Consider the following 26,324-nt stretch of genomic DNA (forward strand, 5'->3'; position numbering starts at 1 on the left):
TCGAGACTCAGATGGACGATCAATCTTTAAAACAAGCCGCTTTGTATTACCATGAATTTCCAACCCCAGGAAAAATCAGTGTGACACCTAGCAAGCAGCTCGTTAACCAACGAGATTTAGCGCTTGCATATTCTCCTGGTGTTGCTGCTCCATGTTTGGAAATCGAACGTGACCCTTCTGCTGCTGCGAAATACACAGCTCGCGGAAACCTAGTCGCAGTCGTGAGTAATGGTACCGCCGTGCTTGGTTTGGGTAATATTGGTCCTCTTGCCTCTAAACCTGTAATGGAAGGTAAAGGCGTTTTATTCAAGAAGTTTGCTGGCGTTGATGTTTTCGACATCGAAATCGCTGAAAATGATCCAGATAAAATCGTCGATATCGTTGCATCTCTTGAACCAACATTTGGTGGTATCAATCTAGAAGATATCAAAGCACCTGAATGTTTCTATATCGAGAAAAAATTACGCGAACGCATGAAAATTCCTGTGTTCCATGATGACCAACACGGTACAAGTATTATTGTTGGTTCTGCACTTCTAAATGCATTGCAAATCGTAAATAAAAAAATCGAAGATATTAAAATTGTCGCTTCAGGTGCGGGTGCAGCTGCCCTCTCTTGTTTAGATTTATTGTGTGCACTCGGTGTAAATAAACAAAATATCATCGTGGCTGACTCTCGTGGTTTACTCACAACTTCACGTGATGGTCTAGATGAATCAAAGAAACGTTATGTACAAGACATTCAAGCAACGCAATTACATGAAGTAATGGCTGGCGCTGATATGTTCTTAGGTCTTTCAGCAGCTGGCATTTTAACCAAAGAAATGGTTAAAGAAATGGCTGAAAACCCAATTATCTTTGCTTTAGCCAACCCAGATCCAGAAATCTTACCAGAGCATGCTCACGAAGTTCGTCCTGATGTTATTATGGCGACTGGTCGTTCAGACTATCCAAACCAAGTTAATAATGCGCTTTGTTTCCCATATATCTTCCGTGGTGCACTAGACGTCGGTGCAACTACAATTAATGAAGAAATGAAGATCGCATGTGTACATGCAATCGCTCGCATGGCTCATATTGAAGCAGATGCTGCAACGTATGGCGAGAAATCAGCTTCATTTGGTCGTAATTATTTAATTCCTCGCCCACTTGATCAACGCTTGATTCTTGAAATTGCACCAGCAGTTGCTAAAGCAGCGATGGATTCAGGTGTAGCAACTCGTCCTATCGAAGATTTCTCAGCTTACCGTCAGCGTCTTTCTGAGTTTGTATACAACTCAGCATTCTTGATGAAGCCTATTTTCTCTCAAGCTAAATCTGATCCTAAACGCATTGCTTATGCTGAAGGTGAAGACGAACGCGTATTACGTGCAGTACAAATCGTTGTTGATGAAGGTCTTGCTAAACCAATCCTGATTGGTCGTACAACTGTGATCGAAGCGAATATCAAGAAATTAGGCTTACGCTTACAACATGGCGTAAACATTGAAATCGCAGATCAAGAACAAAACCCTTTATATGAAGAGTTCTGGAAAGACTATTATCAAACAATGCAGCGCAAAGGTGTAACAGTTGAGTATGCTCAGCGTGAAGCACGTCGTCGCTCAACACTAATCGCAGCATTGATGGTGAAGTTTGGCAAAGCTGATGGTATGTTGTGTGGTACTTACTCAAGCTACGATATCCATTTAGATTTCGTTAAAAATGTCATTGGACTAAAAGAAGGTCGCAGTACATTCTTTACTTTAAATGCGCTTATGCTTGAAGATCGCAACTTATTTATTGCTGACACCTATGTAAATACTAACCCTACTGCTGAACAGCTTGCTGAAATGACAATTTTAGCTGCTGAAGAAGTTCGTCGCTTTGGTATGACACCTCGTGTTGCTCTGCTTTCTCACTCTAGTTTTGGTAGCGATCAGTTTGACCCAAGTGCTCAAAAGATGCGTGAAGTCTTCCGTTTACTTTCAGAACAAGCTCCTGAGCTTGAAGTTGAAGGTGAAATGCATGGTGATGCAGCATTAGACGACAATATTCGTCATTTTGCATTCCCGAACTCACGTTTTAAAGGTTCAGCAAATCTTTTGATCATGCCTAATCTTGATGCAGCGAATATTTCATTTAACCTCTTAAAAGCAACTTCTGGTAACAACGTTACTATTGGTCCTATTTTATTAGGTGCTGCTAAGCCAGTTCATATCTTAACCCCAACGGCAACAACACGTCGTTTAGTTAATATGACAGCATTGACGGTTGCAGAAATTCAGCAAAGTCAAAACTGATTATCTTAAGCAGAGCTTTTCGAGAAAAGCTTCGCTTAATGCTTGAGAAAACCTCTATTCTGTTGCATGATTGTGTGAAGAATAGAGGTTTTTTATGCAAGTTTATTTAGTAGGCGGTGCTGTCAGAGATCATTTACTTGGGCACCCCTATCACGAAAAAGATTACGTGGTGGTCGGAGCAACACCCGAACAATTACTCGCAGATGGATTTCAACCTGTAGGTAAAGACTTCCCTGTATTTCTTCATCCAAAAACAAAAGAAGAATATGCTCTCGCGCGTACAGAACGTAAGTCTGGCGTGGGATATCATGGATTTCAATTTCATACCGATAAAACAGTCAAATTAGAAGAAGATTTAATACGTCGTGATCTCACCATCAATGCAATGGCAATGGATGAAAATGGAAACATTTATGATCCCTATGGTGGTCAAGATGATCTTAACCAAAAAATTCTTCGTCATGTCTCAGATGCTTTTATTGAAGACCCACTTCGTGTTTTACGCGTTGCAAGATTTGCTGCACGTTATACAGCTTACGGATTTAAGATTGCTGAAGAAACATTAAACCTAATGAGTGAAATCGCAAGTTCTGGTGAATTAGATGCACTAACACCTGAACGGGTTTGGAAAGAAACCTCTCGTGCATTGATGGAAGATCATGCCGATGTGTACTTTCAAACGCTCAGAGACTGTAATGCTCTCAAAGTTTTATTTCCTGAGATAGATGCATTATTTGGTGTTCCACAACGCCCCGAATTCCACCCAGAAATTGACTGTGGTATTCATACTTTAATGTCATTAAGACAAGCCTGTTTAGCAAATTACGCCCTAGACGTTCGTTATGCAGTACTTGTACATGATTTAGGGAAGGCGCTCACTCCTGCTGAGGAATTACCCAAGCATATTATGCATGAAGAAAGAGGTTTAAAACCTGTTGGTGATATTTCTGATCGCTTAAAAGTCCCTACACAGCTCAAGAATTTGGCGCTTATCGTTTGTAAAGAACATTTAAAATGTCACCAAGCCAAAAACCTTAAACCTGGCACGCTATGGCGCTTATTACAACGTTTAGATGTATTACGCAAACCTGAGAAAGTTCAGGCATTTGTACAGGCATGTGAATGTGATGCCAAAGGTCGTTTAGGTTTAGAGAATCGCCCCTATCCACAAGCACAATACATCTTAGATGCGATGGAAATTGTGAGAAAAATACGTGCTCAAGATTTACCGCCAGATATTCAAGGTGTTGAAATAGGTGAAATGTTGATTCAATATCGCATTGATGCTTTGGCTAAATTTAAAGAACAGCATGATGAGCCATCATCTGCATCATAATTTTTGCATAAAAAAAACCCAGTCAAAAGTGACTGGGTTTTTTTATTTTACTGATTCAATAAAAATTATTGAGCAGCAGCAGCTTGAGCAGCAGCAACTTCATCAGCAAAGCTCATTTCAGCTTTCTTCTCAATACCTTCGCCTACTTCGAAACGAACGAATTGAGCTACAACTGTACCAGTTGCTTTTAATACATCAGCAACTTTCTTATCGTTGTCGATAACATACATTTGACGATCAAGAGCAACTTCGTTCAAGTATTTTTCTACTGAACCAGTTACCATTTTCTCAACGATGTTTGCTGGCTTGCCAGATTCTACAGCTTTCGCTTCAGCAATTTCTTTCTCTTTAGCGATTAAGTCAGCTGGAACAGCTTCAGCATTTACTGCAACTGGGTTGAACGCAGCAACGTGCATTGCAATACCTTTACCAGTGTCTGCATCACCTGTATAAGAAACAACAACACCGATTTTTAAACCGTGCTTGTAAACAGCTAAGTTTTCGCCTTCAACGATTTGTGCACGACGAACTTGGATGTTTTCACCGATTTTTTGAACAAGCGCAACACGAGCTTCTTCTACAGTAGCACCGTCTTCAAGCTTAAGTTCAGCAATTTTTGCTGCATCAGTTTCACCAGCAGCAAGTGCAGCTGTAGCAACTTTGTCAGAGAAGTTTTTGAAGTTGTCGTCTTTAGCAACGAAGTCAGTTTGACAGTTAACTTCAACAAGAATCGCTTTGTTACCGTTTTGAATGATCGTGATCGCACCATCAGCAGCAATGTTACCAGCTTTTTTAGCTGCTTTTGCTTGACCTGATTTACGAAGGTTATCAATTGCAAGTTCGATGTCGCCGTTTGCTTCTGTTAATGCTTTTTTGCATTCCATCATTGCAAGACCAGTACGGTCACGTAATTCTTTTACCATGCTTGCAGTAATTGCAGTCATGTTGATCTCCTAAATCGGTAGAAAATAAATCTGTTCAACAAAAACGGCCCAAAGAAACTCTGGACCGTTTGCAATCTCGACGCTTTAATTTGCCACCATTACATGTCGCAAAAATGACAAGCTTGCGTCAAAACGCATTAAGCCTCAGAAGCGTCTTTCGCAGCGTCATCGCCTTTTGCTTGAGCGTTCGCTTGTGATTGAGCGTATTCTTTACCAGCAATGATAGCGTCAGCCATAGCTGAAGCGTATAACGTTACTGCACGGATCGCATCATCGTTACCAGGAATAACGTAATCTACGTTATCTGGGTTTGAGTTTGTATCAACGATACCGATTACAGGAATACCTAAGTTTTTAGCTTCTTTGATTGCAATCGCTTCGTGGTCAACATCGATTACAAATAATGCGTCAGGTAAACCACCCATGTTCTTAACGCCGCCTAAAGCACGTTCAAGCTTGTCCATCTCACGAGTACGCTCTAAGGCTTCACGTTTAGTAAGCTTAGCAAAAGTACCATCTTGAGATTGAGTTTGAAGATCTTTTAAACGGTTGATAGATTGGCGAAGAGTTTTCCAGTTCGTCAACATACCACCTAACCAACGGTGATCTACATATGGTTGACCAGCACGTTGAGCTTGTTCACGGATGATGTTAGAAGCAGCACGTTTCGTACCAACGAATAATACTTTGTTCTTTTTGCTCGCCAAGTTGTTAACGAAGTTCAATGCATCATTTAACGCAGGAACAGTGTGCTCAAGGTTGATGATGTGAATTTTGTTACGCGCGCCAAAAATGTATTGACGCATTTTTGGGTTCCAGAAACGAGTTTGGTGACCAAAGTGTGCGCCTGCTTGAAGAAGGTCGCGCATGCTTACGTTGTAATCTGCCATTTTCTTTACCTTAAAGTTTGGGTTAGGCCTCCATATATCCGCATTCTCCACCTATTGCTAGGCACCCAGAGTAATGTGACGATATATGTGCGGATTTTGTATAACTACTTATCAATTTTTCGAACCACTTCTTATTTAGAAAATAGTCACGAAAAGCATTTGATAAAATAGGCGGCTATTTATACCATAGACGCTTGCGAATTACCAAAAGTTTTTAGAGATCATGAACACGACTTATACAGCTCCTCGTCGATTAATCAAAACTCCCGATGAAATTGAAAAAATGCGCATCGCGGGGAAATTGGCGGCTGAAGTTTTAGACATGATTAAACCGCATATTAAAGCGGGAGTGAGTACTTTAGAACTCGATACAATCTGTCGCAATCATATTGAAAATGTACAAGATGCTATTCCTGCTTGTGTAGGTTATGGTGCAGCTCCAGGTCGACCTGCATTTCAACATTCAATTTGCACATCTGTTAACCATGTCGTTTGTCATGGTATTCCATCTGAAAATAAAATTTTAAAAAACGGCGATATTCTAAATATTGATGTCACAGTAATCAAAGACGGTTATCACGGCGATACCAATATGATGTATATCGTAGGTGGTGAGACGTCTATTTTGGCAAACCGTTTGTGTCAGGTTGCACAAGAAGCTATGTATCGTGGTATGGCGACTGTACGTGATGGTTCTTATTTAGGTGATATCGGACATGCAATTCAACAATATGTTGAGTCTGAGCGTTTTAGCGTAGTTCGAGAATATTGTGGTCATGGTATTGGAAATGTGTTCCATGATGAACCACAAGTTCTACACTATGGACAAAAAGGTACAGGAATGCGTTTAGAGGCTGGCATGACCTTTACTATTGAACCAATGGTGAACGCTGGCGTTTGGCAAACAAAATTATTAGGTGATAAATGGACTGTTGTCACAAAAGATCATAAGTTGTCCGCACAATATGAACATACTATTTTAGTAACTCAAACTGGTATTGAAGTCCTTACCGCTCGTCCAGAAGAAGATTTATCTCGCTTCATGTAAGCGATTTCTTTGTTTCATTTAAGCTACTTCGGTAGCTTTTTTTATGCTTTTAAAAAAGTTATTAGTTAATTAAATTAAACAAAAACATTCATAAGAATAACAATTATAAATTCTATCTATACAAATTCTGCATAAAAAAACGTTATGGTGAGCGCAAGAAAAATCCTTACAAACTTTAGGACATGGAGTCCCAAGATGATGAAGAAGTCATTTGCATGCCTGATTACAACAGGTTTATGTGCCCTTCCTACACTTACTTTTGCAGATTCACCATATTTTAGCCTCAAAGATGGAGATGGGTTTAAGCGCTTCTCTATTTCAGCTGGTCCCCTATATGTAAAACCAACGGGTAAAGGACAACCTATACGTGTAAATACCTCTGTTGCAGAGGGAACCAAAACCAAAGTTGGAGATGTCAAAGGCGATTCTGTATTAGACGCGATTGATGAATCACAACCAGAAGCTACAGCTAAAAAAGCTATATTAAAAGGCGTTCTTGATCTAGAAAGACATACACTCCTTAATTTGGGTAAAGAAGGTATTGTCTCTTATAAAGGTGATGATGGAGCACAGTACCTCAGAGCGAGCACTGCAGGTACAGCAGAAATCAATGGTTTATCTTCATGGGAAAATCAAGGTACAGGTCTTGAAGCCGATGATGTTCTAACCTTAGGGATCATGACAAGTTATCATTTTACAGATAATCTGTCGTTGGAAGTTAAAGCTGGTATCCCTCCTAAAGTAGATATTCAAGGTAAAGGAAAAATTTATGCACCTTTAACAGGGATCGCTACCCCAGAAGGATTAGGTGTAGTAGTTGGTGATCTTCCATTAAAGAAAGATATTTTCATTACGGACTTAGAAGCCCATAAAAAGACATCTTCCGCACGTGCTTGGACACCTGCATTCGAACTCCAATACCGCTTTGGAAAAACCGGTATAAATAAATTTAGACCATATGTTGGTTTAGGGCTCATGTATGCTTACTTCAGTGAACTAGAAATGAACCCAGACTTGGAAAAAGATCTTGTCAATGCTGGTCATATGATTGTCAATATTAAAGACGGTAAAGCTGGCGCAGCTCTAGACCAGAAAAAAAGCTCAGGAAATCCAAAAGTTAAGTTAGATGCTTCAGATACTTTTGCTCCTGTAGCAACGGTTGGTTTTACCTATGATTTTAATGAAAAATGGTACGCTGTAGGCTCTGTATCTTATGCTCACTTAAGTACTGATGCTACTATTACTGTGAATGATTCAAAATATGGGGAATTAATTAAAGCCAAAGCAGATATCGAAATTAATCCTATTTTAGGTTATGCAGGTATCGGCTACCGTTTCTAATCTTTTCTTTTTATCAAAGCAGCTTCGGCTGCTTTTTTTCGATCGCTATGTTTTTAATCAAACTGTATAAAAATGATGCACCATTTAAAAACAACTCATTCAATATTGCCTTACAGTTGCTATCACATTTCCTGTTTTTAAAATTTAAGCAACTGCCCACTCGGAATCTATAACAATAGAATAATTAATTTTCGCGATTTAAATTAGAATTTTAAATTGTTCTTTTGGTTAAATATTTTTATTGGCACATCCCTTGCATACTTCATAACATACAGAATCAATGTCGATTCAAAAAAATTTGTTGGCGGCCAATGATGTCCGTTCTGTTCGGTTTGTAAGCATAAGCATTTGGCTTACAGAGTAATATTTCGTTCAGTTCAGGAGAAGGCTATGTCTTCAAATATGAATTTAGATGCAAAAAAAGCGACTGAAATAAAATTATTCAGCTTTTCCACTCCTGCGATGCGCGCCTTCCATATGACATGGCTTGCATTTTTCGTGTGTTTCTTCGCATGGTTTGCATGTGCTCCATTAATGCCAGTTATTAAAGGGGAATTTAATTTAACCAAAGATCAGATTGCAAATATCAATATTGCGGCTGTTGCCATCACTATTCTGATTCGCCTAATCGTTGGTCCACTTTGCGATAAGTACGGACCTCGTAAAACATACACTGCATTATTAATCTTGGGCAGTATCCCAGTATTCGGTGTTGCAGCAGCAAATACCTATGAGTCGTTCCTTTTCTTCCGCCTTTTAATTGGTGCAATTGGTGCGAGCTTCGTTATCACTCAATACCATACTAGCGTTATGTTTGCGCCTAACGTTGTCGGTACAGCAAATGCAGCATCTGCAGGTTGGGGAAATGCAGGTGGTGGTGCAACACAAGCAATCATGCCGTTAATTCTCGGTGCAATTGTGATGTTTGGTGTAGAACAAGCAATGGGCTGGAGAATTGCACTGCTTGTACCTGGCATTATGATGGTAATTGTTGGTGTACTTTATTGGAAACTTACTCAAGACTGTCCACAAGGTGATTTCAAAGAATTACGTGCGAACGGTGTCGAAGTTGGTAGCGGTAAAAAAGGTGGAATGGCGATTTTAATGCAGGCAGCACGTAACTACCGCGTTTGGATCCTATTTGTCTCTTATGCAGCATGTTTCGGTATCGAAATCTTCATTCATAATATTGCAGCAATGTACTACGTCGATCACTTCAACATGGGTTTAAAAGAAGCAGGTTTAACTGCGGGTATCTTTGGTCTTCTCGCACTATTCGCTCGTGCACTTGGTGGTATCGTATCGGATAAAGTGGCACTTACTAAAGGATTAGATGGTCGTACAAAAGTTTTATTCATCCTGATTTTACTTGAAGGCTTGTTCCTCATTTTATTCTCTCAAATGAATACAATTGGTTTGGCGATCATCACGATGACTGTGTTTGCATTATTTACACACATGTCATGCGGTGCGACATATGCCTTAGTACCATTTATTGATCGTAATGCTCTTGGTGGCGTAGCAGGTATTATTGGTGCAGGCGGAAATGTGGGTGCAGTCGCAGCAGGTTTCTTATTAAAAGGCTTACTTGATGTTCAAACTTGTTTGATGATTTTGGGATGCCTTGTGACTGTAGCTGCATTCACTGTCGTTCTCATTCGCTTCTCAGTTGAACACAAAGACAAAGAAAAAGAATTATATGAACAAGCTTTGCTTGAGCGTAATTTAACAACCTAAATGCATACTTTTAGAGGATGAGGCTTTCTCATCCTCCCTCTCTCCAAATTCAAATACTTTATTAAGGATACTGCGATGAATAAATTTTCGTATTCATTAATCACGCTTGCATGTTTATCTACCCTTACTTCAGCATCAGATAATTTTTTCTCTCAAACAAAACTTAGCTTAGATACTCGCTTACGTTATGAGCTTGTTGATCAAGATAATACTCTCAAAAATGCTGATGCATGGACATTACGTATTCGTCCTGCGATCCAAACGGGTTCATGGTATGGTCTAAGTGCATTCGTTCAAGGTGAAGGTACAGTCGAGATTAATGATGAATTTAATAGCACTCGAAATAGTCAAACTCAATACAGCACTGTTCCTGATGCTGAAAACTTGCAACTCAATCAAGCCTATTTAAAATATGTTTACAACCCTAATTTTGATTTAACCGTAGGTCGTCAAACAATTAACTTAGATAATCAACGTTTTGTAGGTACAGTTGCTTGGAGACAGAATGACCAAACCTTTGACGCTGTAAGTTTGAACTATAAACTTTGCAAAGAATTTGGATTATTTTATTCATATATTGATCAAGTCAATACAATTTTTGGTAGTGAAGAACCTGAGCCTAAGTTCATTCAAGCCCAAGCGAGTAAACAAGAAAGTAAAATTCATTTGATTCAAGCCAAAATGAATTACAACCCTCTTTTAAATGCTGTGGTTTATGGTTATTTGATGGACTTTGAAGATCTTGCTGCATGGTCAAATCAAACCTATGGTTTGAGAGTGACAGGTAAGAAAAATGACTTCAAATATTCAGCAGAATATGCAAATCAAACAGAATATGCAGACCAACCAACCGATTATGATGCTGACTACTATGCTCTTGAGCTGGGTTACAATATATCGAGTCAATCAACAACTATTGGGGACATTTCGATTGGTTATGAAGTTCTTGGTAGTGATGATGGAAAAATTGCATTCCAAACACCATTAGCAACCAAACATAAATTTAATGGTTGGACGGATATGTTCTTAACGACGCCTGCCAATGGTTTGAAAGACTTGTACATCACATCTAACTTTAATATTGTCAGCAAAGGGAAACTGGGTACGGAATTGCATCAATATCGAAGCGAGGAAAAGAATATAGATTACGGTCAAGAATATTCAATTTCTTATAGCCATACCCTACCAATCAAAGGTTTATCTGCTCTAGCAAAATATTCAGACTATCAAGCAAATGATTTTGGTGTTGATACACAAAAATTATGGTTACAGGTCGATTATAAATATTGATCAATAACCATTCACTTTAATCCAGTGGAATTGAATGCACTTAATCATTTCATTTGATTCACTTTATTAACCAAGGTGCAGAAATTGAAAAGGTTAAGTTGCGATGAAATGTCATCAAAGCATCAAAAAACTGTCATCAAAATATAAAAATTGACTGGTTAAATGAAAAATAAAAAAGCTTAAAAAACTAAAAAGCTTGCTGATTGACCTTCAGCAAGCTTTTTTCTTTGATTAACGTTTTGGTAATGGTATGTACTGTGACTGAGCATTTTGTTGAACTTTTCGCTCACCAACTTTCACTTGCAGCGTTTGTTGTTTTCCATCACGCTCAACGATCACATTAATGATGCTTTCAGGTGCTTGTAATGCAACATAATTAATTAAGTGTGATGCGGATGTAATCTGCTCATTATTCACTTGAATAATTTTATCATTACGCTTCACCCCTGCTTCATCCGCAGGTCCACCACGTAAAACATCTGCAACAACAACACCCACAGATTTGGCTGCTAATACATCTTGCTCGACCGTGTTCGGAATTAAGCTAATACCTAACCAACCACGCACAACACGTCCATCTTTCAAAATTGAATTTAGAACCTGTTGGCAGACATTTGCAGGAATCGCAAAACCAATTCCAAGTGATCCACCTGATTGCGAGAAAATAGCGGTATTTACACCGATTAAATTACCAGCGACATCAATTAATGCACCGCCAGAGTTACCTGGGTTAATTGCAGCATCTGTTTGAATAAAGTCTTCGTAAGTATTAATACCAAGATCAGAACGACCAGTGGCAGAGATAATCCCTTGAGTCACGGTTTGCCCTACACCAAATGGATTGCCAATTGCGAGAACGACATCACCAACTTCATTACCACTCAATTTGAATGGCAATACAGGAAGCTTATCCAACTCAATTTTAATCACAGCTAGATCAGTATCAGGGTCAGTGCCGATCACTTTCGCTTCTGCACGACGACCATCATGCAAAGCAACCACAATATGTTCAGCCTGAGCGATCACATGATTATTCGTCAGAATATAACCATCTGCACGAACGATTACCCCAGAACCTAAACTATTTTCATTCTGTGGTTGTTGTGGCATTTGATTACCAAAAAACTCACGAAATACAGGATCATTGAGCAATGGATGATTCAACTGTTTGACTTTTTGTGTAGTAAAAATATTGACTACAGCAGGTGCAGCAACTTTAACTGCAGCACTATATGAAACAACGCCACCAGCTCGTGTCGTATCAATCAGAGGTTCAACTTTTTCAGCAGGCATTTTTACACCATCAGCTGCAACTGTTGGTTTAGGTTGATGAAATCTCTGCCAAGCCAGAAAACTAAATATAACAAGAATGAGTAATACCCAAGGTAACCATGTAAATGCACGGCGCACGTCTATTATCCTCTAGGCGAAATTAGTTTATGAGTAAGTAAAATATTGATGAACTAGAAATTTCTATCATTGTAAAGTAAATACCTTAAAATCAATGCAAAAGTTAAAAAAGTTTTGTCTAGCTTTAGTTACATTTAAAAATATGTTTTTATTATTCACAATGAGAGTGTTAACAATCTGAGGATAAGCATGGCTAATTTGCATGAAATTGTGCAATGGTGTAATCAAACTTTAAAAACCAACGAATTTAAAGACTATGCTCCTAACGGCTTACAAATTGAAGGTCGAACTGAAGTTAATAAAATTCTTTGCGCTGTCACAGCATCTGAAGATGCAATTGATGCAGCAATTGAGCAAAATGCTGATGTTTTGCTCGTACATCATGGTTACTTTTGGAAAGGCGAACCGTATCCAATCACAGGAATGCGCGGTAATCGAATTAAGAAATTAATCCAAAATAATATCTCTTTAGTGGCTTACCATTTACCTTTGGATTCACATCCCACGCTTGGTAATAATGCCGCAATTGCAGATTTAATTGGTTTAAACCATTTGGAAGCTTTGGATCCATTTGAAAAGCATCCAATTGGCAATATTGGCTACCTAGAAAGTCCATTAAGCCCTGAACAGTTCAAAGAAAAGTTAAAAAATATTTTTGATTTTAATATTCTCCATTTACCTTGCAGCAAAAACACTATTCACAAGGTAGGTTTTTGTACTGGAGGCGCTCAAGATTTCATTGCAAAAGCAGCTGAAGCCAATTGTGATGCATACATATCTGGTGAAGTCAGCGAACGCACTTTCTACGAAGCAAAAGAGCAAAACATCCATTATTTTGCATGTGGTCACCATGCAACAGAACGTTATGGCGTTCAACGTTTAGCTAAGGCAATCGCAACACAATTTTCAGTAGATACAGATTATTTTGAGTTAAACAATCCGATTTAATTAAATTGAATAATCCGATTTCATTTATCGTTTTTAATTGAACCTTTATTGTATATCGTTCTTTAAAAGACTGCCCTATTGTGTTTGGAATCATTTACAATAGAGCCACTTAACGTAAAACCCAGCAATTGCAAGGATTGGAACATGACAACCATTACTTTACCTGCACTTCCATATGGCTATGATGATTTAGCTCCACATATTACTCGCGAAACTTTAGAATACCATCACGATAAACATCACAATACTTATGTTGTTAACTTAAACAACTTAATCAAAGGCACAGACCTTGAAGGTAAATCTTTAGAAGAGATCATCAAAGCATCTGCTGGTGATGCTTCTAAAGCAGGTATCTTCAACAATGCTGCTCAAGTATGGAACCATACATTCTACTGGAACAGCATGAAGCCAAACGGTGGTGGTAAACCAACTGGCGCGATCGCTGCGAAAATCGAAGAAGCTTTTGGTAGCTATGAAAAATTTGCAGAAGAATTCACTGCTGCTGCAACAACTCAATTCGGTTCAGGTTGGGCTTGGTTAGTTGCTGATGAAGTTAACGGTAAATTATCAATTACTAAAACTTCAAACGCAGATACTCCACTTGCACACGGTCAAGTTGCAGTATTAACAATTGACGTATGGGAACATGCTTACTACATCGATTTCCGTAACCTACGTCCAAAATACATCGCTACTTTCTTAGAAAGCTTAGTGAACTGGGACTACGCTAACGCTAAATTAGCTGGTCAGCCAGCTGGTGTAGAGAAATAATTTTTATTTCTTGCATAAAAACTGCCCATCTCGGGCAGTTTTTTTATTTATCCAATCATAAAAGAATAATTATCAAGCAAACAATTCATTTTATTTACTATTCTTGTTGACGCATCTGAAATTCATCCCTAAAATGCGCATCAGATTCTCCAATAGCTCAGTCGGTAGAGCGACGGACTGTTAATCCGCAGGTCCCTGGTTCGAGCCCAGGTTGGAGAGCCAAGATTCTAAAAAACCCTGATCTGATCAGGGTTTTTTTATTGTAAATGCTTTAATTTATTGTCATCCTTCTTGTGACCCTATGTATTTTTTATGTTGCATCGCGTATATGTTTTAGCCCTGCGCCCTTTTCAACCCTATAATAAAAAACGATGGTCATATTAAGGAAAACCATAATGAAGAAACTACTTCTCAGTTTATTATTCTTATGCAGTCCAGTCATGGCTGCACAAACAACATGGTATGCAGGCTCGACTTATAAGGGTACTGTGACTGTCCCTATTGAAAATGGGCCAAATGTGGTCTGGAAGTGTAATGGTAAAGTTTGTAGCATGTCTGGGCCCTGGGGCAATGACCTGTCTCTGGACTCCTGTCAAAATCTGGTTTTGCGTATTGGCAAGATTAGCTATTATAAAAATTCAGTGGGAGCAAGCTGGACAGCGCATTCGTCCCAATTAGCCCAATGCAATCAGGTTGTACGTTAATATAGCGATTTTAAGCACTTAACAGTTTATTATTTACACTGATTTTACTTGACTATAAACGTCTTGCCCCCTAAAATTCACTCCAGATTCTCCCATAGCTCAGTCGGTAGAGCGACGGACTGTTAATCCGCAGGTCCCTGGTTCGAGCCCAGGTGGGAGAGCCAAAATTCTAAAAAGCCTATATCATTGATGTAGGCTTTTTTATTTCCCCCAATTCTGTCAAATAAAATCAGTTTTCATTTCCTTATCGCTAAAATCTAGAAAATGATGATAAAAAATACAATTAAATCAATATTTAAATTTTTTAGCTTAAACTCACTTGACCTACATCTGCTTCATGCATAGAATGCCTACCTAGATTCTCCCATAGCTCAGTCGGTAGAGCGACGGACTGTTAATCCGCAGGTCCCTGGTTCGAGCCCAGGTGGGAGAGCCAAATTCTAAAAACCCGCTCACTTTGAGTGGGTTTTTTATTAACTATTTGATTTGAATATGCTGGACTTTCTTCAAACTATTTTCCTAGTTATTGGATGCATAAGTAGTATTATTCTTCTTGTTAGCTTTGTTCCTTTTTTTCTACCTAAACAAAAATTCTTTCCTCGATCAGTCATTAGTTCATTTGAAACTCAAATGTTCCTTCGATTAAAACAAGCCTTCCCCCACTACCACGTTCTGACTCAAGTGGCTTTTAGTGCATTAATTACTAGTGATCATTATAAAATTCGAAGCAAATTTAATCGTAAAGTTACCGACTTCGTGCTACTCAATAAAGATATGAAAGTTGTTGTGATTATTGAATTAGATGATCCGAGTCATCTCGGAAAAGAGCAGGAAGACAAACAAAGAGATCAAATGTTACAAGAGGCAGGCTATGATGTCATTCGCTATACTGAAATTCCATCCATAAAACAATTACAGATGGATATTCGTTCTTAAAAACAATGGTACAAGCATTTATTCAGCATTCTTAGCTTGTTCAGCATTTTTTTGATCTTCAAACTTCTTTGCAATCTCAGCACGTTGTTGATCATATTTACGTTTTGTTTCTGCATCACTTCTTGCTGCAATAAAAGCCATACCAACAATAAATATTGGTATCAATAAACCCAAAGCCATTAAACCCCATGGGATTTGCTTTTTTTCAACTGAATTCTGACTCATAGTATTCAAAATGCGCTATCAAAATCGATGCAACAATATAACAAAAAATAGCCTTACTGATGAGACTCTTTTTTGATTTACAAGTTCTAAAATCTAATCACCATATCGTTGAATAATTAAGAACTCACGCCTGTACACTGCGAGTCTTTGCTTGCATCAATTTTCGCAGGATCAATTACCACATTTGTCTTAGCAGGCATTTTCGCTTGAATAAAGTTATAAATATCTAAGTTTTTACATACAATCGCTTGGGTATGTGTTGCATTAAGTACAGGTTTTAATTCCACCTCATCAGAACCTAATGCCTATAAATTAGCTACCAATGCCTGAGTCACTGAGAAAGGAACGTTAGTGTCAGCTGTACCTTGTACAACTAAGACAGGCTTATCAATTCGCTTAGTTCCAGGCTGGTTATCTACCAAAAACTTCTGAACGGTTGGATTGGTTTTAAAATTGTTTGTATCTAATCCAGGGTAATCCATCACTTTTTTATCTGGATTATCCGTCATAAATTTGATGATATCTGCTTTAAACTTCTCGATGAGGCTTGCACTTGGGTCACTTTCATTATCAAGACATAAACCATTTTCACCTGTTGTACCTTCAGCAAACTCTGCTAATGATTTAGCGCGATCTTGGAAAATATCTCGATAATCAAATCTTGGTTCATATGCTTTGATACCAACACCCGTTAAAGCAGCGTATGCCAGTAGCGTTGCGTAAGAATCTACAGACACACGATTGACTAACGGAACATTATTGGCTACTTCTGCCTGCTCGATGTTTGCCAATGCAGCTGGAGCGACTTCAAGAATAATCTTACCTAAACTTGAAGCTGGTGCTCCAGCAACCGCCCCTTTATAAGATACATCAGCATTTGCATATTCAGCTGTACCAATAGAAGCTTGCCCACCTTGTGACTGCCCTACTGACATCCATGCACCATTTAATTGGGTGCCATAACGATCTTTAACCGCTTGCATCGCTGAGATAGCAGATTTTGCTTCACTTGCTAAATTAAGATAAGGATGGATACCAGCCGTTCCCAAACCCTCGTAATCAGGTGCAACCACCACATAACCAGCAGCAAGTAGGGTTTCAGCTAAAATACTAAAACGCGGATTAAGCACATTATTACTAGGAGCACAGCTATCAGCGACTCCCACTGTTCCATATTCCCATACCACTACACGATAACCATCGCTTGGTGCAGCAACCTTAGGAAACATAACCATCGCAGTCGCTTTTGCTGTTTTACCCTGAACATTAGTCATGTTATAGGTCATAACTTTGATCGATGCTGCAAAAGTCAAATTATCTTTTGAATAGCTACTTTCTGAAATATATGTTTTATCTTTATTGCTTCTTGAATAACCATCATTACTGTCATTACACGCAAATAGAAATAAAGCAGAGATTGAAAAGCTAATTGCTAATCCAATTTTAGACCGTTTCATAAAATTTTCTTTTAGTCTTGTTTTTGTGTGCACGAAACTACACGCGACTTTATTAAGGCATAAAAAAAGTGCTCTACATAGAACACTTTTCAACTAATTAGTCATTTTAAACCACTAATTGTAAAAAGATTCCTAGAAAAATTATCATTCCAACCCATCTATTGTGACGAAATGCCCAAAAACAAAGTTGCGGATCCCTATCTAGAGTCTTAAATGTTTGATAAATAAAATCTCCAGCAACAACAATCAATCCAGCTATTCCAAAAGGTACAAGCAGACTTTCGATATACAATGCAATGCCGATCAATACCAAACTCACAAGCTGCAACACACCAATAATTTGTATATCGTAGCGACCAAATAAAATAGCCGTCGATTTGACCCCAATTTTTAAATCATATTCACGATCTGTGATCGCGTACTGGGTGTCATATGCTACAGTCCATGCCAAATTGCCAAAATAAAGCAACCAACAAGTCAAATCTGGGGTTTGCCCAACAGCGGCATACGCCATTGGAATTGACCAAGAAAATGCAGCACCGAGAAAAACTTGTGGTAGATGCGTATAACGTTTCATAAATGGATATATGAACGCTAACAATAAAGCTCCAAATGACCAATAAAATGCTTCTATAGGCAAGAACAACAACAAACTTGCACTAAGCACTACCAAGGCTAAAAAAACAAACACTGCTTCCTTGGCTTTGATCACACCTGTGGCTAAAGGACGATTTTTCGTTCGTTCTACATGTGCATCTACTTTACGATCAGCAAAATCATTAATTGCACAACCCGCAGCACGCATAAATAAGCATCCCAAAGCCATGATTAGTAATATCTTAAGATCAGGTATGCCCTTAGATGCAATCCATAACGCCCACATGGTTGGCCAAAAAACCAATTCCGTACCAATCGGTTTATCAAATCTACATAGATAATAATAGGCTTCTAAACGTTGTCGCCATGTTATATGTTGCACTGTTTCCATGAGTAATCCTGAGAGTCAATGCTGTCGAATAAACTGTTCAAAAGCAGGCAAAAAAGTTTCCTGCACAATAAATTTACACCCATGCCATGTATAACAACTTTGCCTAGTCCAGCCCTCATCAAGTTGAATAACACGTCGCTCACAATGAGGATCAGTTCTTTGAAATAAGAACCAACCGATTGGCTTATTGCGTATATATTTAAATATTCTTGCTTTTTTTTGTAGACTAAGAATCGGGAAAATACTTTTTGCCTTCACCCAAGGCTCTCGCTCGCTACCATATAAATGAGTTTCACGTACCCAAGCAACATGATGGTAAGGCATTAACATCCATTTACTGTCAGCAAATGTTAAACGTTGATAATGCTCTTTAATCCGCTCAACATGAAAATCACCACGAGCAAGATCAGTAAGTTGTTGAGTTAATGAACCTGATGCGTACAACCATTTTTTTAATTCTTTAGGAATCTGCTTTGAATTTATTGTGTTTGGTCGTAAATTTCGCATGCTTGGCTCACTAAAAACATCGCATCTAGTTTACATGAATTTTTTGATAAAAAGCGTATGACTTTCAATTGAATCAAAAGCATAAAAAAAGCTCGCCTAAGCGAGCTTTTTTATTTGGGATGTATTACAAGCTATAGTACATATCAAATTCAACTGGGTGAGTAGTCGTGTTAAGACGACGTACATCTTCAGTTTTAAGTTCGATGTAAGCATCTAACATTTCTTTAGTGAATACACCGCCTTTTAATAAGAACTCGTGATCCGCTTTAAGAGCATCAATCGCCATTTCTAAGTTGTGAGCAACTGTAGGGATTTTTGCTTCTTCTTCAGGAGGAAGGTCATACAAGTTCTTGTCAGCAGCTTCACCTGGGTGAATCTTGTTTTGAATACCATCAAGACCAGCCATTAACAATGCCGCAAAACCTAAGTATGGGTTCATTAATGGATCTGGGAAACGTGCTTCGATACGTTTGCCTTTAGGGCTAGAAACGTAAGGAATACGGATAGAAGCAGAACGGTTACGTGCTGAGTAAGCAAGCATAATCGGAGCTTCATAGTGAGGAACTAAACGCTTGTACGAGTTTGTACCAGGGTTAGTAATTGCGTTCAAAGCACGAGCGTGTTTGATTACACCACCGATGAAGAACAATGCCATTTCTGATAAACCAGCATATTCATCACCAGCAAACAAGTTCTTTCCATCTTTAGAGATAGACATATGAACGTGCATACCAGAACCGTTATCACCTACCATTGGCTTAGGCATGAAAGTCGCTGTTTTGCCATATTGGTGAGCAACGTTCCAAACTGCATATTTGAACTGTTGAACTTCGTCCGCTTTACGAACTAATGTATTGAAGCTCACACCAATTTCTAATTGGCAAGAAGCAACTTCGTGGTGATGTACTTCTACACGACCTGGACCCATGATGTCTTCAATACGTGCACACATTTCAGCACGCATGTCTTGATGTGAGTCAACTGGAGGAACTGGGAAGTAACCACCTTTCACACGTGGACGGTGACCAGAGTTACCAGCTTCGTAATCTTTACCAGTAGACCATGCAGCTTCTTCAGCGATTAGTGTATGGCGAGCGCCAGACATATCGATATCCCATTTAACTTCGTCAAAAACGAAGAATTCTGGTTCTGGACCAAAGAATGCTGTATCACCGATACCTGTAGATTTTAAATATTCTTCAGCACGACGAGCAATCGAACGTGGGTCACGCTCGTAACCTTGACCAGTAGATGGCTCAATAACGTCACAAGTCACAACAACAGTTGGCTCAGCAAAGAACGGGTCAAGAAAACCTGTTTCAGCATCTGGACGTAAGATCATGTCAGAAGCTTCAATGCCTTTCCAACCAGCGATTGAAGAACCATCGAACATTTTACCATCTTCAAATGTATCTTCATCAATCGTGTCAGCTGGGTAAGTTACGTGTTGCTCTTTACCCTTAGTATCAGTAAAGCGAAAATCGACCCATTTTGCGCCACTTTCTTTGATGAGTTGAAGGACCTTGTTCGCCATGCTCATTTGCTCCAATGAAATTTATATGCACTTGTTAAGTGCGTGTTAGTTGTTGGTGTACAATTAGCAATTATCATACCAACAATTTTAAAGCATACCTAAAACATTGAAATTCTTTGCAGAAAAAATGCTTTAAGCTCCATGTCCTATGTCTTCTATAATGTTTGCAATCGCAAATGCACCATATTCACACATTTCCATTCCAGCCCGTCCCCAAAAAAGACATAATGAACCAAAATAGTGCAATATATGCAACAAAGAACTATTGTAGTGCTAAATTACGCCATCATTTACTAGCATAAATTGGCTTTTTATATCATTCTTTTGGAGTACATTCCAATCAATTCCACTGGACTTTCGATTCACCGACATGTTTTTTTATCAAACCTTTAAATTTTAAAATAATATTGATAATTATTTGTGTGTCATAAGCTCATTTTGAACTGACGACTTACTCGACCAAATTAGAAATATTGAACATTGAGCTTCTGTTTTTGCTATGATTATTTACCCTAACGATCTTGAACATATTTTTATATATTCTTAGTAACGGATATTGAATTGTTTTGGTCGGTCAATTGAATCCTAAAAGCACAATAAAGTGCATATTTTCAAAAGGTTATAATCATGCTTCTAATGATTGACAATTATGACAGTTTTACTTACAACATCGTTCAATACTTTGGCGAGTTGAATCAAGAAGTAAAAGTTGTTCGTAATGATCAAGTGACATTAGAGGACATCGAACGATGGCAGCCTAAATACCTAGTGATTGGCCCTGGTCCTTGTTCACCAACTGAAGCAGGGATTTCGATACCTGCAATCAATCATTTTGCTGGAAAAATTCCATTACTAGGCGTTTGTTTAGGGCATCAAGCGATTGGACAAGCTTTTGGTGGCAATATTATCCGTGCTAAAACAGTCATGCATGGTCGTTTATCTGATATGCACCATAGTGATAAAGGTATTTTTAGTAATTTACCCTCTCCTTTTGCTGCTACTCGCTACCACTCTCTAGTGATTGAACAAGAAACACTGCCTGATTGCTTAGAAGTTACCTGCTGGACGAATCAACCAGATGGCACGATTGAAGAAATTATGGGTGTAAAGCATAAAACCTTACCTGTTGAAGGTGTTCAATTTCATCCTGAGTCAATTTTAAGCGAACATGGTCATCAAATTTTTAAAAACTTCTTGGATATTTATGCATAATCGCAAGAATTAACAAATTCTCATTCTTTAAACAGCCTATTTTATGAATAGGCTGTTTTTATTTTGAACATATAAAATCAATATATAACTTATACACACTGGTTAAATTTTCAGCATTAAAATCAAACAAGAAACATTTATTTAGAACAATTCATTCTTTTTCAATAATTAATCAACTTTTCATGCATTTTCAGAAGGAAATTAAAACATAGGTTTCTGACAATTTAGACTCCTTTTTAATTTTTTAGATTAACTATAGTCATAGGAATGATTAAGCTTCAGGGTTACTGGATGATAGAATCTAAATATTATTTTTAGTTATCTCCCCCTGAAATACCAATCAGGATAGCCTTATTGTGAATACCTTGCTTTTATTGAATATTATTGTATTTTTCTTGCTCATGGCAGGATTGTTTTTTACTTATCGACCAGATTGGAGCCTTGCAAAAAAAGTGCTCATCGGTATGGGTGTCGGTATCGTTTATGGTCTAGGATTAAAAACGATTTATGCAGACAGTCCGATTATTGCAAAGTCGGTGACATGGTTTAATTTAGTTGGTAATGGTTATGTTCAACTGTTACAAATGGTGATCATGCCACTTATTTTCATCTCAATTTTAAGTGCAGTTGTTAAACTTCATCAAACGACTTCGCTCGGTAAAATAAGTAGTTTCGTTATCGGTATTTTATTGTTTACCACGGCGATTGCTGCTTTTGTCGGAATTAGTGTGACCAATTTATTTGGTTTAACCGCCGAGGGCTTAGTTCAAGGCACTCAAGAAACCGCTCGCCTTGCTGCAATTCAAACTGATTATATCGGTCAAGTCACCAACCTTGATATTCCCAAGTTATTACTTTCGCTACTTCCTCAAAATCCTTTTGCTGATCTGACTGGAGTTCGTCCAACCGCAATTATTAGTGTTGTAATTTTCTCTGCTTTTTTAGGGGTTGCAGCACTTAAGCTGATGGATAAAGATTCACTCAATGGTGAGAGAATTCGAAATGGAATTGAAGCTCTACAAGCATTAATCATTAGCTTAGTTCGTTTAGTCATGCAATTTACACCGTATGGTGTATTCGCATTAATGGCAAAAATGGTTGCTACGGCAAATGTTGCTGATATCGTGAAACTAGGTGAATTTCTTGTCGCGTCCTATTTGGGTCTTGCGATTATGTTCATCGTCCATGCGTTGATTTTGCTATTTGTCCGTGTAAATCCCATCGAGTTTTTCAAAAAGGTTTTTCCTGTTTTAACGTTTGCTTTTACCAGCAGATCCAGTGCTGCAAGTATTCCTCTGAATATTGAGGCTCAAACAAAACAACTGGGCGTTCCAGAAGGTATTGCTAGTTTTTCAGCTTCTTTCGGCGCGACCATTGGTCAAAATGGATGTGCGGGACTATATCCTGCAATGCTTGCAGTCATGGTGGCACCAACAGTTGGTATCAACCCTTTAGACCCCTTATGGATTGCTCAACTTATCGTAATTGTGACTTTAAGCTCGATTGGAGTTGCAGGTGTCGGTGGTGGTGCAACCTTCGCAGCTTTAATCGTATTGCCAGCTATGGGTTTACCCGTAACATTAGTCGCTTTACTTATCTCAATTGAGCCATTAATTGATATGGGACGCACTGCGCTAAACGTAAATGGATCTATGACAGCTGGTGTAACAACAAGTCAACTACTAGGTGTTAGAGATACCTTGACTAAGGATTAATATTTGTCAGGTCATAAAAGCCAATCATGCTATTTGTGATTGGCTTTTTTATTACAAATTATTTTTTAATCTAATCATTTCTATCAGAGAATTTTGACCTCTTCTCCAACTCGAATACTACCTACTCCACGATGTAATGCATTTTGCCCCATCATGACCTTATTACCTTGTTTTCGATAAGCCAACATCGCCTGCATGACTTCAGGTTGCTTTTGACTAGTATTAAGATCAATCGTTGGAATGACACAGCGTGAGCATGGTTTAACTAGATCAAATACAATTTCACCAATTTGTATCTGCTGCCATGTGTCTTCTGTAAAAGCCTCACAACCAGAGATGACAATATTCGGTCTAAAACGTCGTACATTCAATGAATATCCAACTTTTTCGGAAAGAAATTGGACAGATGCTTCACTTAAAATCAAAAAGGGAAAACCATCTGCAAAACCTACACGATCTCCAAATTGTGCGTATTCAAGATCGACTTGGCGAATCGTTTCCTGTGGCATATAAACCAACTGTACTTTTTTGCCTAATTTATCACTGATCCAATCGTTCACAGGATGATCAATACGATTTCCTTTTACCTGATCTTGCCACACAGTTACAAGGCGTTCGTCTTTATACCCCTGAGCCTCAATTAAACTGAGTTCCATATGTTCAGAGTGATAATAAAAGCGAATGATTTCTGATGAAATAGCAACTCCTATTTGCCCCATTTCAGCAATTTGTCGCTGAGTCACAAAACGACCATCGCCATCAACTAGCATCCACCTACGATCCCACTTTGGTCCAAAACTATCAATCTCCATTTCAGATAGTTGATTTCCTTTACAAGATTTCACTGGATAATTTAAAAGTTGACTGACGTACATATCGACATTCTCATCAAAATATTAATTAATTCAATTTTTATTAACCAAGTATAATAGTGGAAAATTATATCAATATGTCTAAATTTAGAGCATATCAGCTTTTTATTCAAAGCATATAAAATCCACTTTATTTTTCTGATAACATAACTCTCTAGCTTTTAGCTCAAGTATTACTCTTTCGTCATACCGAACCAATTGCGACCAAATCAGGTTATTTTCAAATTTTAATCAATCCTAATGCTGCAACTCATGACTATGAATATCCAACAGGCACTGAATCACATTACTAAAAATATTCATCTTACCCAGCCTCAAATGGAAGATGTAATGCGCAGTATCATGCAAGGTGAAGCAACTGATGCTCAAATTGGCGCATTGATGATGGGCTTGCGTATGAAGGGTGAAAGTATTGATGAAATAACTGCGGCTGCACGTATCATGCGTGAGTTTGCGATTAAAATTGATGTCAGTGATATTCCACATTTGGTTGATATTGTTGGCACAGGTGGCGATGGTCAAAATTTATTTAACGTCTCTACAGCATCTAGTTTTGTAATTGCTGCCGCTGGTGCAACCATTGCGAAACATGGCAATCGTGGTGTATCGAGTAAATCTGGTTCCTCTGATGTACTTGAACAGATGGGTATCCAACTTGATTTGGATATGCAGCAAACTGAACGTTGCATCCGTGAAATTGGTGTAGGTTTTCTATTTGCGCCGAATCATCATAAAGCAATGCGTTATGCGGTTGGTCCACGTCGTGAGCTAGGTATTCGCAGTATTTTTAATTTACTCGGCCCTCTTACCAATCCAGCTGGTGTCAATCGTTTCGTCATAGGTGTGTTCTCAGATGAACTTTGCCGACCAATCGCAGAAGTTTTAAAACAACTCGGTGCAGTACATGTAATGGTTGTACATTCTAAAGATGGTTTGGATGAAATCAGTCTTGCTGCGCCAACTACTGTAGCTGAACTTAAAGATGGTGAAATCACTGAATGGACACTTACACCTGATGAAGTAGGTATCCCATCGCAAACCCTTACAGGTTTAGTGGTAAATAGCTCAGAAGAAAGTTTAAAGTTGATCAAGGATGCTTTGAGTCGAGATAAATCTGAAATTGGCGAAAAAGCAGCAAATATGATTGCTTTGAACGCTGGTGCTGGTATTTACGTGGCTGGCATGACTAAAACATATAAACAAGCAGTTGAACTCGCTCAAGATATTCTTTATGGCGGTCAAGCCTTGGAAAAAATGAGTATCTTGGCTGAATTTACTAAAACATTGAAACAATATCAGGCTGACTAAGGACTTCTCATGATCGATATTCAAAATACCATTTTAGGTAAAATTGTTGACCGCAAACATGAGGAGCTTACTGTACGTTTAAAACAACGTAGTTTGAATGATGTAGAACAGTGGGCAAAAGAAGCAACACCTGTTCGTGGTTTTGCGAATGCTTTACAACACAAGCGCCCCGCTGTAATCGCTGAAATCAAGAAAGCATCACCGTCAAAGGGCGTGATTCGTGCAGATTTTAGTCCCGCTGAAATTGCTCAACAATATGAACAAGCTGGCGCAGCCTGTCTATCTGTTCTGACCGATGTAGATTTCTTCCAAGGTGCTGATGAGAATATTGCAATTGCGCGTCAGCATTGTGCCCTACCAGCATTACGTAAAGATTTCTTGATTGATCCTTATAATGTTGTTGAAGCACGTGCCTTACATGCAGATTGTATTTTGTTAATCGTGGCATGTTTATCTGATCAACAACTTGAAGAAATGTCGAAGACCGCATTTGAACATCAGCTTGATGTTCTGGTCGAAGTACATGATGAACATGAGTTAGAGCGTTCGCTAAAACTTTCTGAGCAATGTATTTTAGGTGTGAACAACCGCAACCTTAAAACATTTGATGTCGATTTAAATACATCATTGCGTTTAAAGAAATTATTGCCTGCTTCTCGTGTTTTAGTCACTGAAAGTGGTATCGCCACTCCTTCTGATGTCCAAATGATGCAGGAAAATGATATTCATACTTTCCTAGTTGGTGAAAGCTTTATGAAACAGCCTAAACCAGATCAAGCATTTGCAGCATTGTTTGGAAAGCCTGAGCAAATTTAAATTTATAGCTCAATGCAAAGCCCAATTCTTATGATTGGGCTTTTTTCATATCT

Annotated in this window: 22 protein-coding genes, 3 tRNA genes and 1 pseudogene; 17 read left to right on the plus strand and 9 right to left on the minus strand. The window is 38.5% G+C overall.

The features are described 5' to 3' along the window. Positions 1–11 precede the first annotated feature (11 nt). Together F948_RS09225 and F948_RS09230 are read left to right on the plus strand one after the other, a co-directional pair. Positions 12–2,282, plus strand: coding sequence for an NADP-dependent malic enzyme (locus F948_RS09225; protein ID WP_004962994.1), 2,271 nt, complete (start codon positions 12–14; stop codon positions 2,280–2,282). A gap of 94 nt (positions 2,283–2,376) precedes the next feature. Continuing rightward, positions 2,377–3,618: a multifunctional CCA addition/repair protein gene (locus F948_RS09230; RefSeq protein WP_004962997.1), complete on the plus strand. Its 1,242-nt coding sequence runs from the start codon at positions 2,377–2,379 to the stop codon at positions 3,616–3,618. Between the two features lie 65 nt (positions 3,619–3,683). Here the strand turns inward: F948_RS09230 and tsf are convergent, their stop codons facing one another. After that, a complete protein-coding gene (tsf, locus tag F948_RS09235; protein WP_004912300.1) occupies positions 3,684–4,562 on the minus strand; it encodes a translation elongation factor Ts in 879 nt (292 codons plus the stop codon). Between the two features lie 137 nt (positions 4,563–4,699). Continuing rightward, entirely contained in the window at positions 4,700–5,452 is a 753-nt protein-coding gene (gene rpsB, locus F948_RS09240) for a 30S ribosomal protein S2 (protein WP_004912304.1), read from the minus strand. A 223-nt stretch (positions 5,453–5,675) separates the two neighbouring features. Here rpsB and map point away from each other — a divergent pair, with 223 nt between their 5' ends. The 4 genes from map (at position 5,676) to F948_RS09260 (ending at position 10,868) form a co-directional block, all read left to right on the plus strand. Beyond that, positions 5,676–6,500, plus strand: coding sequence for a type I methionyl aminopeptidase (gene map / locus F948_RS09245; RefSeq protein WP_004912307.1), 825 nt, complete (start codon positions 5,676–5,678; stop codon positions 6,498–6,500). 195 nt (positions 6,501–6,695) lie between these two features. Further along, complete coding sequence (locus F948_RS09250) at positions 6,696–7,841, plus strand: OmpW/AlkL family protein (protein ID WP_004963000.1); 1,146 nt, start codon at positions 6,696–6,698, stop codon at positions 7,839–7,841. Positions 7,842–8,231: 390 nt separating this feature from the next. Further along, a complete protein-coding gene (locus F948_RS09255) occupies positions 8,232–9,578 on the plus strand; it encodes an MFS transporter (protein WP_004682636.1) in 1,347 nt (448 codons plus the stop codon). A gap of 75 nt (positions 9,579–9,653) precedes the next feature. Continuing rightward, positions 9,654–10,868 carry an alginate export family protein gene (locus tag F948_RS09260; RefSeq protein WP_004963002.1) on the plus strand — a complete coding sequence of 405 codons (1,215 nt, stop codon included), beginning with the start codon at positions 9,654–9,656 and terminating at the stop codon, positions 10,866–10,868. Positions 10,869–11,099: 231 nt separating this feature from the next. Here the strand turns inward: F948_RS09260 and F948_RS09265 are convergent, their stop codons facing one another. Further along, positions 11,100–12,278, minus strand: coding sequence for a trypsin-like peptidase domain-containing protein (locus F948_RS09265; protein ID WP_004912314.1), 1,179 nt, complete (start codon positions 12,276–12,278; stop codon positions 11,100–11,102). A gap of 189 nt (positions 12,279–12,467) precedes the next feature. Between F948_RS09265 and F948_RS09270 the strand changes: the two genes are divergently transcribed. The 7 genes from F948_RS09270 to F948_RS09300 all read left to right on the plus strand — a co-directional run bounded on the left by F948_RS09270 (position 12,468) and on the right by F948_RS09300 (position 15,637). Further along, on the plus strand, positions 12,468–13,226 hold the full coding sequence (locus F948_RS09270) for a Nif3-like dinuclear metal center hexameric protein (protein ID WP_004963004.1): 759 nt from the start codon (positions 12,468–12,470) through the stop codon (positions 13,224–13,226). A gap of 144 nt (positions 13,227–13,370) precedes the next feature. Further along, positions 13,371–13,997, plus strand: a complete 627-nt coding sequence (locus tag F948_RS09275) for a superoxide dismutase (protein ID WP_004963006.1) — start codon at positions 13,371–13,373, stop codon at positions 13,995–13,997. 146 nt (positions 13,998–14,143) lie between these two features. Then, a tRNA-Asn gene (locus tag F948_RS09280) sits at positions 14,144–14,219 on the plus strand. A 173-nt stretch (positions 14,220–14,392) separates the two neighbouring features. Next, positions 14,393–14,701 (plus strand): DUF8200 family protein, encoded by a 309-nt coding sequence (locus tag F948_RS09285; protein ID WP_004682640.1) that lies wholly within the window; start codon positions 14,393–14,395, stop codon positions 14,699–14,701. A gap of 88 nt (positions 14,702–14,789) precedes the next feature. After that, a tRNA-Asn gene (locus F948_RS09290) sits at positions 14,790–14,865 on the plus strand. 196 nt (positions 14,866–15,061) lie between these two features. Further along, a tRNA-Asn gene (locus tag F948_RS09295) sits at positions 15,062–15,137 on the plus strand. A gap of 56 nt (positions 15,138–15,193) precedes the next feature. Beyond that, positions 15,194–15,637: a DUF2726 domain-containing protein gene (locus F948_RS09300; RefSeq protein WP_004963010.1), complete on the plus strand. Its 444-nt coding sequence runs from the start codon at positions 15,194–15,196 to the stop codon at positions 15,635–15,637. A gap of 18 nt (positions 15,638–15,655) precedes the next feature. On the opposite strand, the gene F948_RS09305 is transcribed toward F948_RS09300, so the two are convergent. From F948_RS09305 to glnA, 5 genes and pseudogenes are all read right to left on the minus strand, one after another. After that, entirely contained in the window at positions 15,656–15,862 is a 207-nt protein-coding gene (locus F948_RS09305) for a hypothetical protein (protein WP_004912325.1), read from the minus strand. A 116-nt stretch (positions 15,863–15,978) separates the two neighbouring features. Beyond that, a pseudogene (locus F948_RS09310) lies at positions 15,979–17,319 on the minus strand (lipase family protein). A gap of 106 nt (positions 17,320–17,425) precedes the next feature. Then, the gene (gene ubiA / locus F948_RS09315) at positions 17,426–18,307 is read right to left on the minus strand and encodes a 4-hydroxybenzoate octaprenyltransferase (RefSeq protein ID WP_004963022.1); all 882 of its coding nucleotides are present in this window, start codon (positions 18,305–18,307) and stop codon (positions 17,426–17,428) included. Positions 18,308–18,322: 15 nt separating this feature from the next. After that, a complete protein-coding gene (locus tag F948_RS09320; protein ID WP_004963024.1) occupies positions 18,323–18,814 on the minus strand; it encodes a chorismate--pyruvate lyase family protein in 492 nt (163 codons plus the stop codon). A gap of 124 nt (positions 18,815–18,938) precedes the next feature. Continuing rightward, entirely contained in the window at positions 18,939–20,354 is a 1,416-nt protein-coding gene (gene glnA / locus F948_RS09325; protein ID WP_005402324.1) for a type I glutamate--ammonia ligase, read from the minus strand. Positions 20,355–20,975: 621 nt separating this feature from the next. Here glnA and F948_RS09330 point away from each other — a divergent pair. Next, positions 20,976–21,560 (plus strand): anthranilate synthase component II, encoded by a 585-nt coding sequence (locus F948_RS09330; protein ID WP_004912335.1) that lies wholly within the window; start codon positions 20,976–20,978, stop codon positions 21,558–21,560. A gap of 356 nt (positions 21,561–21,916) precedes the next feature. Then, on the plus strand, positions 21,917–23,275 hold the full coding sequence (locus tag F948_RS09335; protein WP_004963027.1) for an L-cystine transporter: 1,359 nt from the start codon (positions 21,917–21,919) through the stop codon (positions 23,273–23,275). A gap of 83 nt (positions 23,276–23,358) precedes the next feature. Here F948_RS09335 and F948_RS09340 read toward each other — a convergent pair whose 3' ends face one another. Further along, entirely contained in the window at positions 23,359–24,150 is a 792-nt protein-coding gene (locus F948_RS09340; protein WP_004963032.1) for an MOSC domain-containing protein, read from the minus strand. A gap of 255 nt (positions 24,151–24,405) precedes the next feature. On the opposite strand from F948_RS09340, the gene trpD reads away from it, so the two are divergent. Both trpD and trpC read left to right on the plus strand, forming a co-directional pair. Next, the gene (trpD, locus tag F948_RS09345; RefSeq protein ID WP_035333832.1) at positions 24,406–25,455 is read left to right on the plus strand and encodes an anthranilate phosphoribosyltransferase; all 1,050 of its coding nucleotides are present in this window, start codon (positions 24,406–24,408) and stop codon (positions 25,453–25,455) included. A gap of 9 nt (positions 25,456–25,464) precedes the next feature. Beyond that, positions 25,465–26,271: an indole-3-glycerol phosphate synthase TrpC gene (gene trpC, locus F948_RS09350; protein WP_004963038.1), complete on the plus strand. Its 807-nt coding sequence runs from the start codon at positions 25,465–25,467 to the stop codon at positions 26,269–26,271. Positions 26,272–26,324 lie beyond the last annotated feature (53 nt).

It is taken from the genome of Acinetobacter junii CIP 64.5 (assembly GCF_000368765.1).
Taxonomy (GTDB): domain Bacteria; phylum Pseudomonadota; class Gammaproteobacteria; order Pseudomonadales; family Moraxellaceae; genus Acinetobacter; species Acinetobacter junii.

What these genes read in the sequence shown, in the direction of transcription:
- F948_RS09225 (WP_004962994.1), top strand. Translation starts at nt 12, where the DNA reads ATGGACGATCAATCTTTAAAACAAGCCGCTTTGTATTACCATGAATTT.
- F948_RS09230 (WP_004962997.1), top strand. Translation starts at nt 2,377, where the DNA reads ATGCAAGTTTATTTAGTAGGCGGTGCTGTCAGAGATCATTTACTTGGG.
- tsf (WP_004912300.1), bottom strand. Translation starts at nt 4,562, where the DNA reads ATGACTGCAATTACTGCAAGCATGGTAAAAGAATTACGTGACCGTACT.
- rpsB (WP_004912304.1), bottom strand. Translation starts at nt 5,452, where the DNA reads ATGGCAGATTACAACGTAAGCATGCGCGACCTTCTTCAAGCAGGCGCA.
- map (WP_004912307.1), top strand. Translation starts at nt 5,676, where the DNA reads ATGAACACGACTTATACAGCTCCTCGTCGATTAATCAAAACTCCCGAT.
- F948_RS09250 (WP_004963000.1), top strand. Translation starts at nt 6,696, where the DNA reads ATGATGAAGAAGTCATTTGCATGCCTGATTACAACAGGTTTATGTGCC.
- F948_RS09255 (WP_004682636.1), top strand. Translation starts at nt 8,232, where the DNA reads ATGTCTTCAAATATGAATTTAGATGCAAAAAAAGCGACTGAAATAAAA.
- F948_RS09260 (WP_004963002.1), top strand. Translation starts at nt 9,654, where the DNA reads ATGAATAAATTTTCGTATTCATTAATCACGCTTGCATGTTTATCTACC.
- F948_RS09270 (WP_004963004.1), top strand. Translation starts at nt 12,468, where the DNA reads ATGGCTAATTTGCATGAAATTGTGCAATGGTGTAATCAAACTTTAAAA.
- F948_RS09275 (WP_004963006.1), top strand. Translation starts at nt 13,371, where the DNA reads ATGACAACCATTACTTTACCTGCACTTCCATATGGCTATGATGATTTA.
- F948_RS09285 (WP_004682640.1), top strand. Translation starts at nt 14,393, where the DNA reads ATGAAGAAACTACTTCTCAGTTTATTATTCTTATGCAGTCCAGTCATG.
- F948_RS09300 (WP_004963010.1), top strand. Translation starts at nt 15,194, where the DNA reads ATGCTGGACTTTCTTCAAACTATTTTCCTAGTTATTGGATGCATAAGT.
- F948_RS09305 (WP_004912325.1), bottom strand. Translation starts at nt 15,862, where the DNA reads ATGAGTCAGAATTCAGTTGAAAAAAAGCAAATCCCATGGGGTTTAATG.
- ubiA (WP_004963022.1), bottom strand. Translation starts at nt 18,307, where the DNA reads ATGGAAACAGTGCAACATATAACATGGCGACAACGTTTAGAAGCCTAT.
- F948_RS09320 (WP_004963024.1), bottom strand. Translation starts at nt 18,814, where the DNA reads ATGCGAAATTTACGACCAAACACAATAAATTCAAAGCAGATTCCTAAA.
- glnA (WP_005402324.1), bottom strand. Translation starts at nt 20,354, where the DNA reads ATGAGCATGGCGAACAAGGTCCTTCAACTCATCAAAGAAAGTGGCGCA.
- F948_RS09330 (WP_004912335.1), top strand. Translation starts at nt 20,976, where the DNA reads ATGCTTCTAATGATTGACAATTATGACAGTTTTACTTACAACATCGTT.
- F948_RS09340 (WP_004963032.1), bottom strand. Translation starts at nt 24,150, where the DNA reads ATGTACGTCAGTCAACTTTTAAATTATCCAGTGAAATCTTGTAAAGGA.
- trpD (WP_035333832.1), top strand. Translation starts at nt 24,406, where the DNA reads ATGAATATCCAACAGGCACTGAATCACATTACTAAAAATATTCATCTT.
- trpC (WP_004963038.1), top strand. Translation starts at nt 25,465, where the DNA reads ATGATCGATATTCAAAATACCATTTTAGGTAAAATTGTTGACCGCAAA.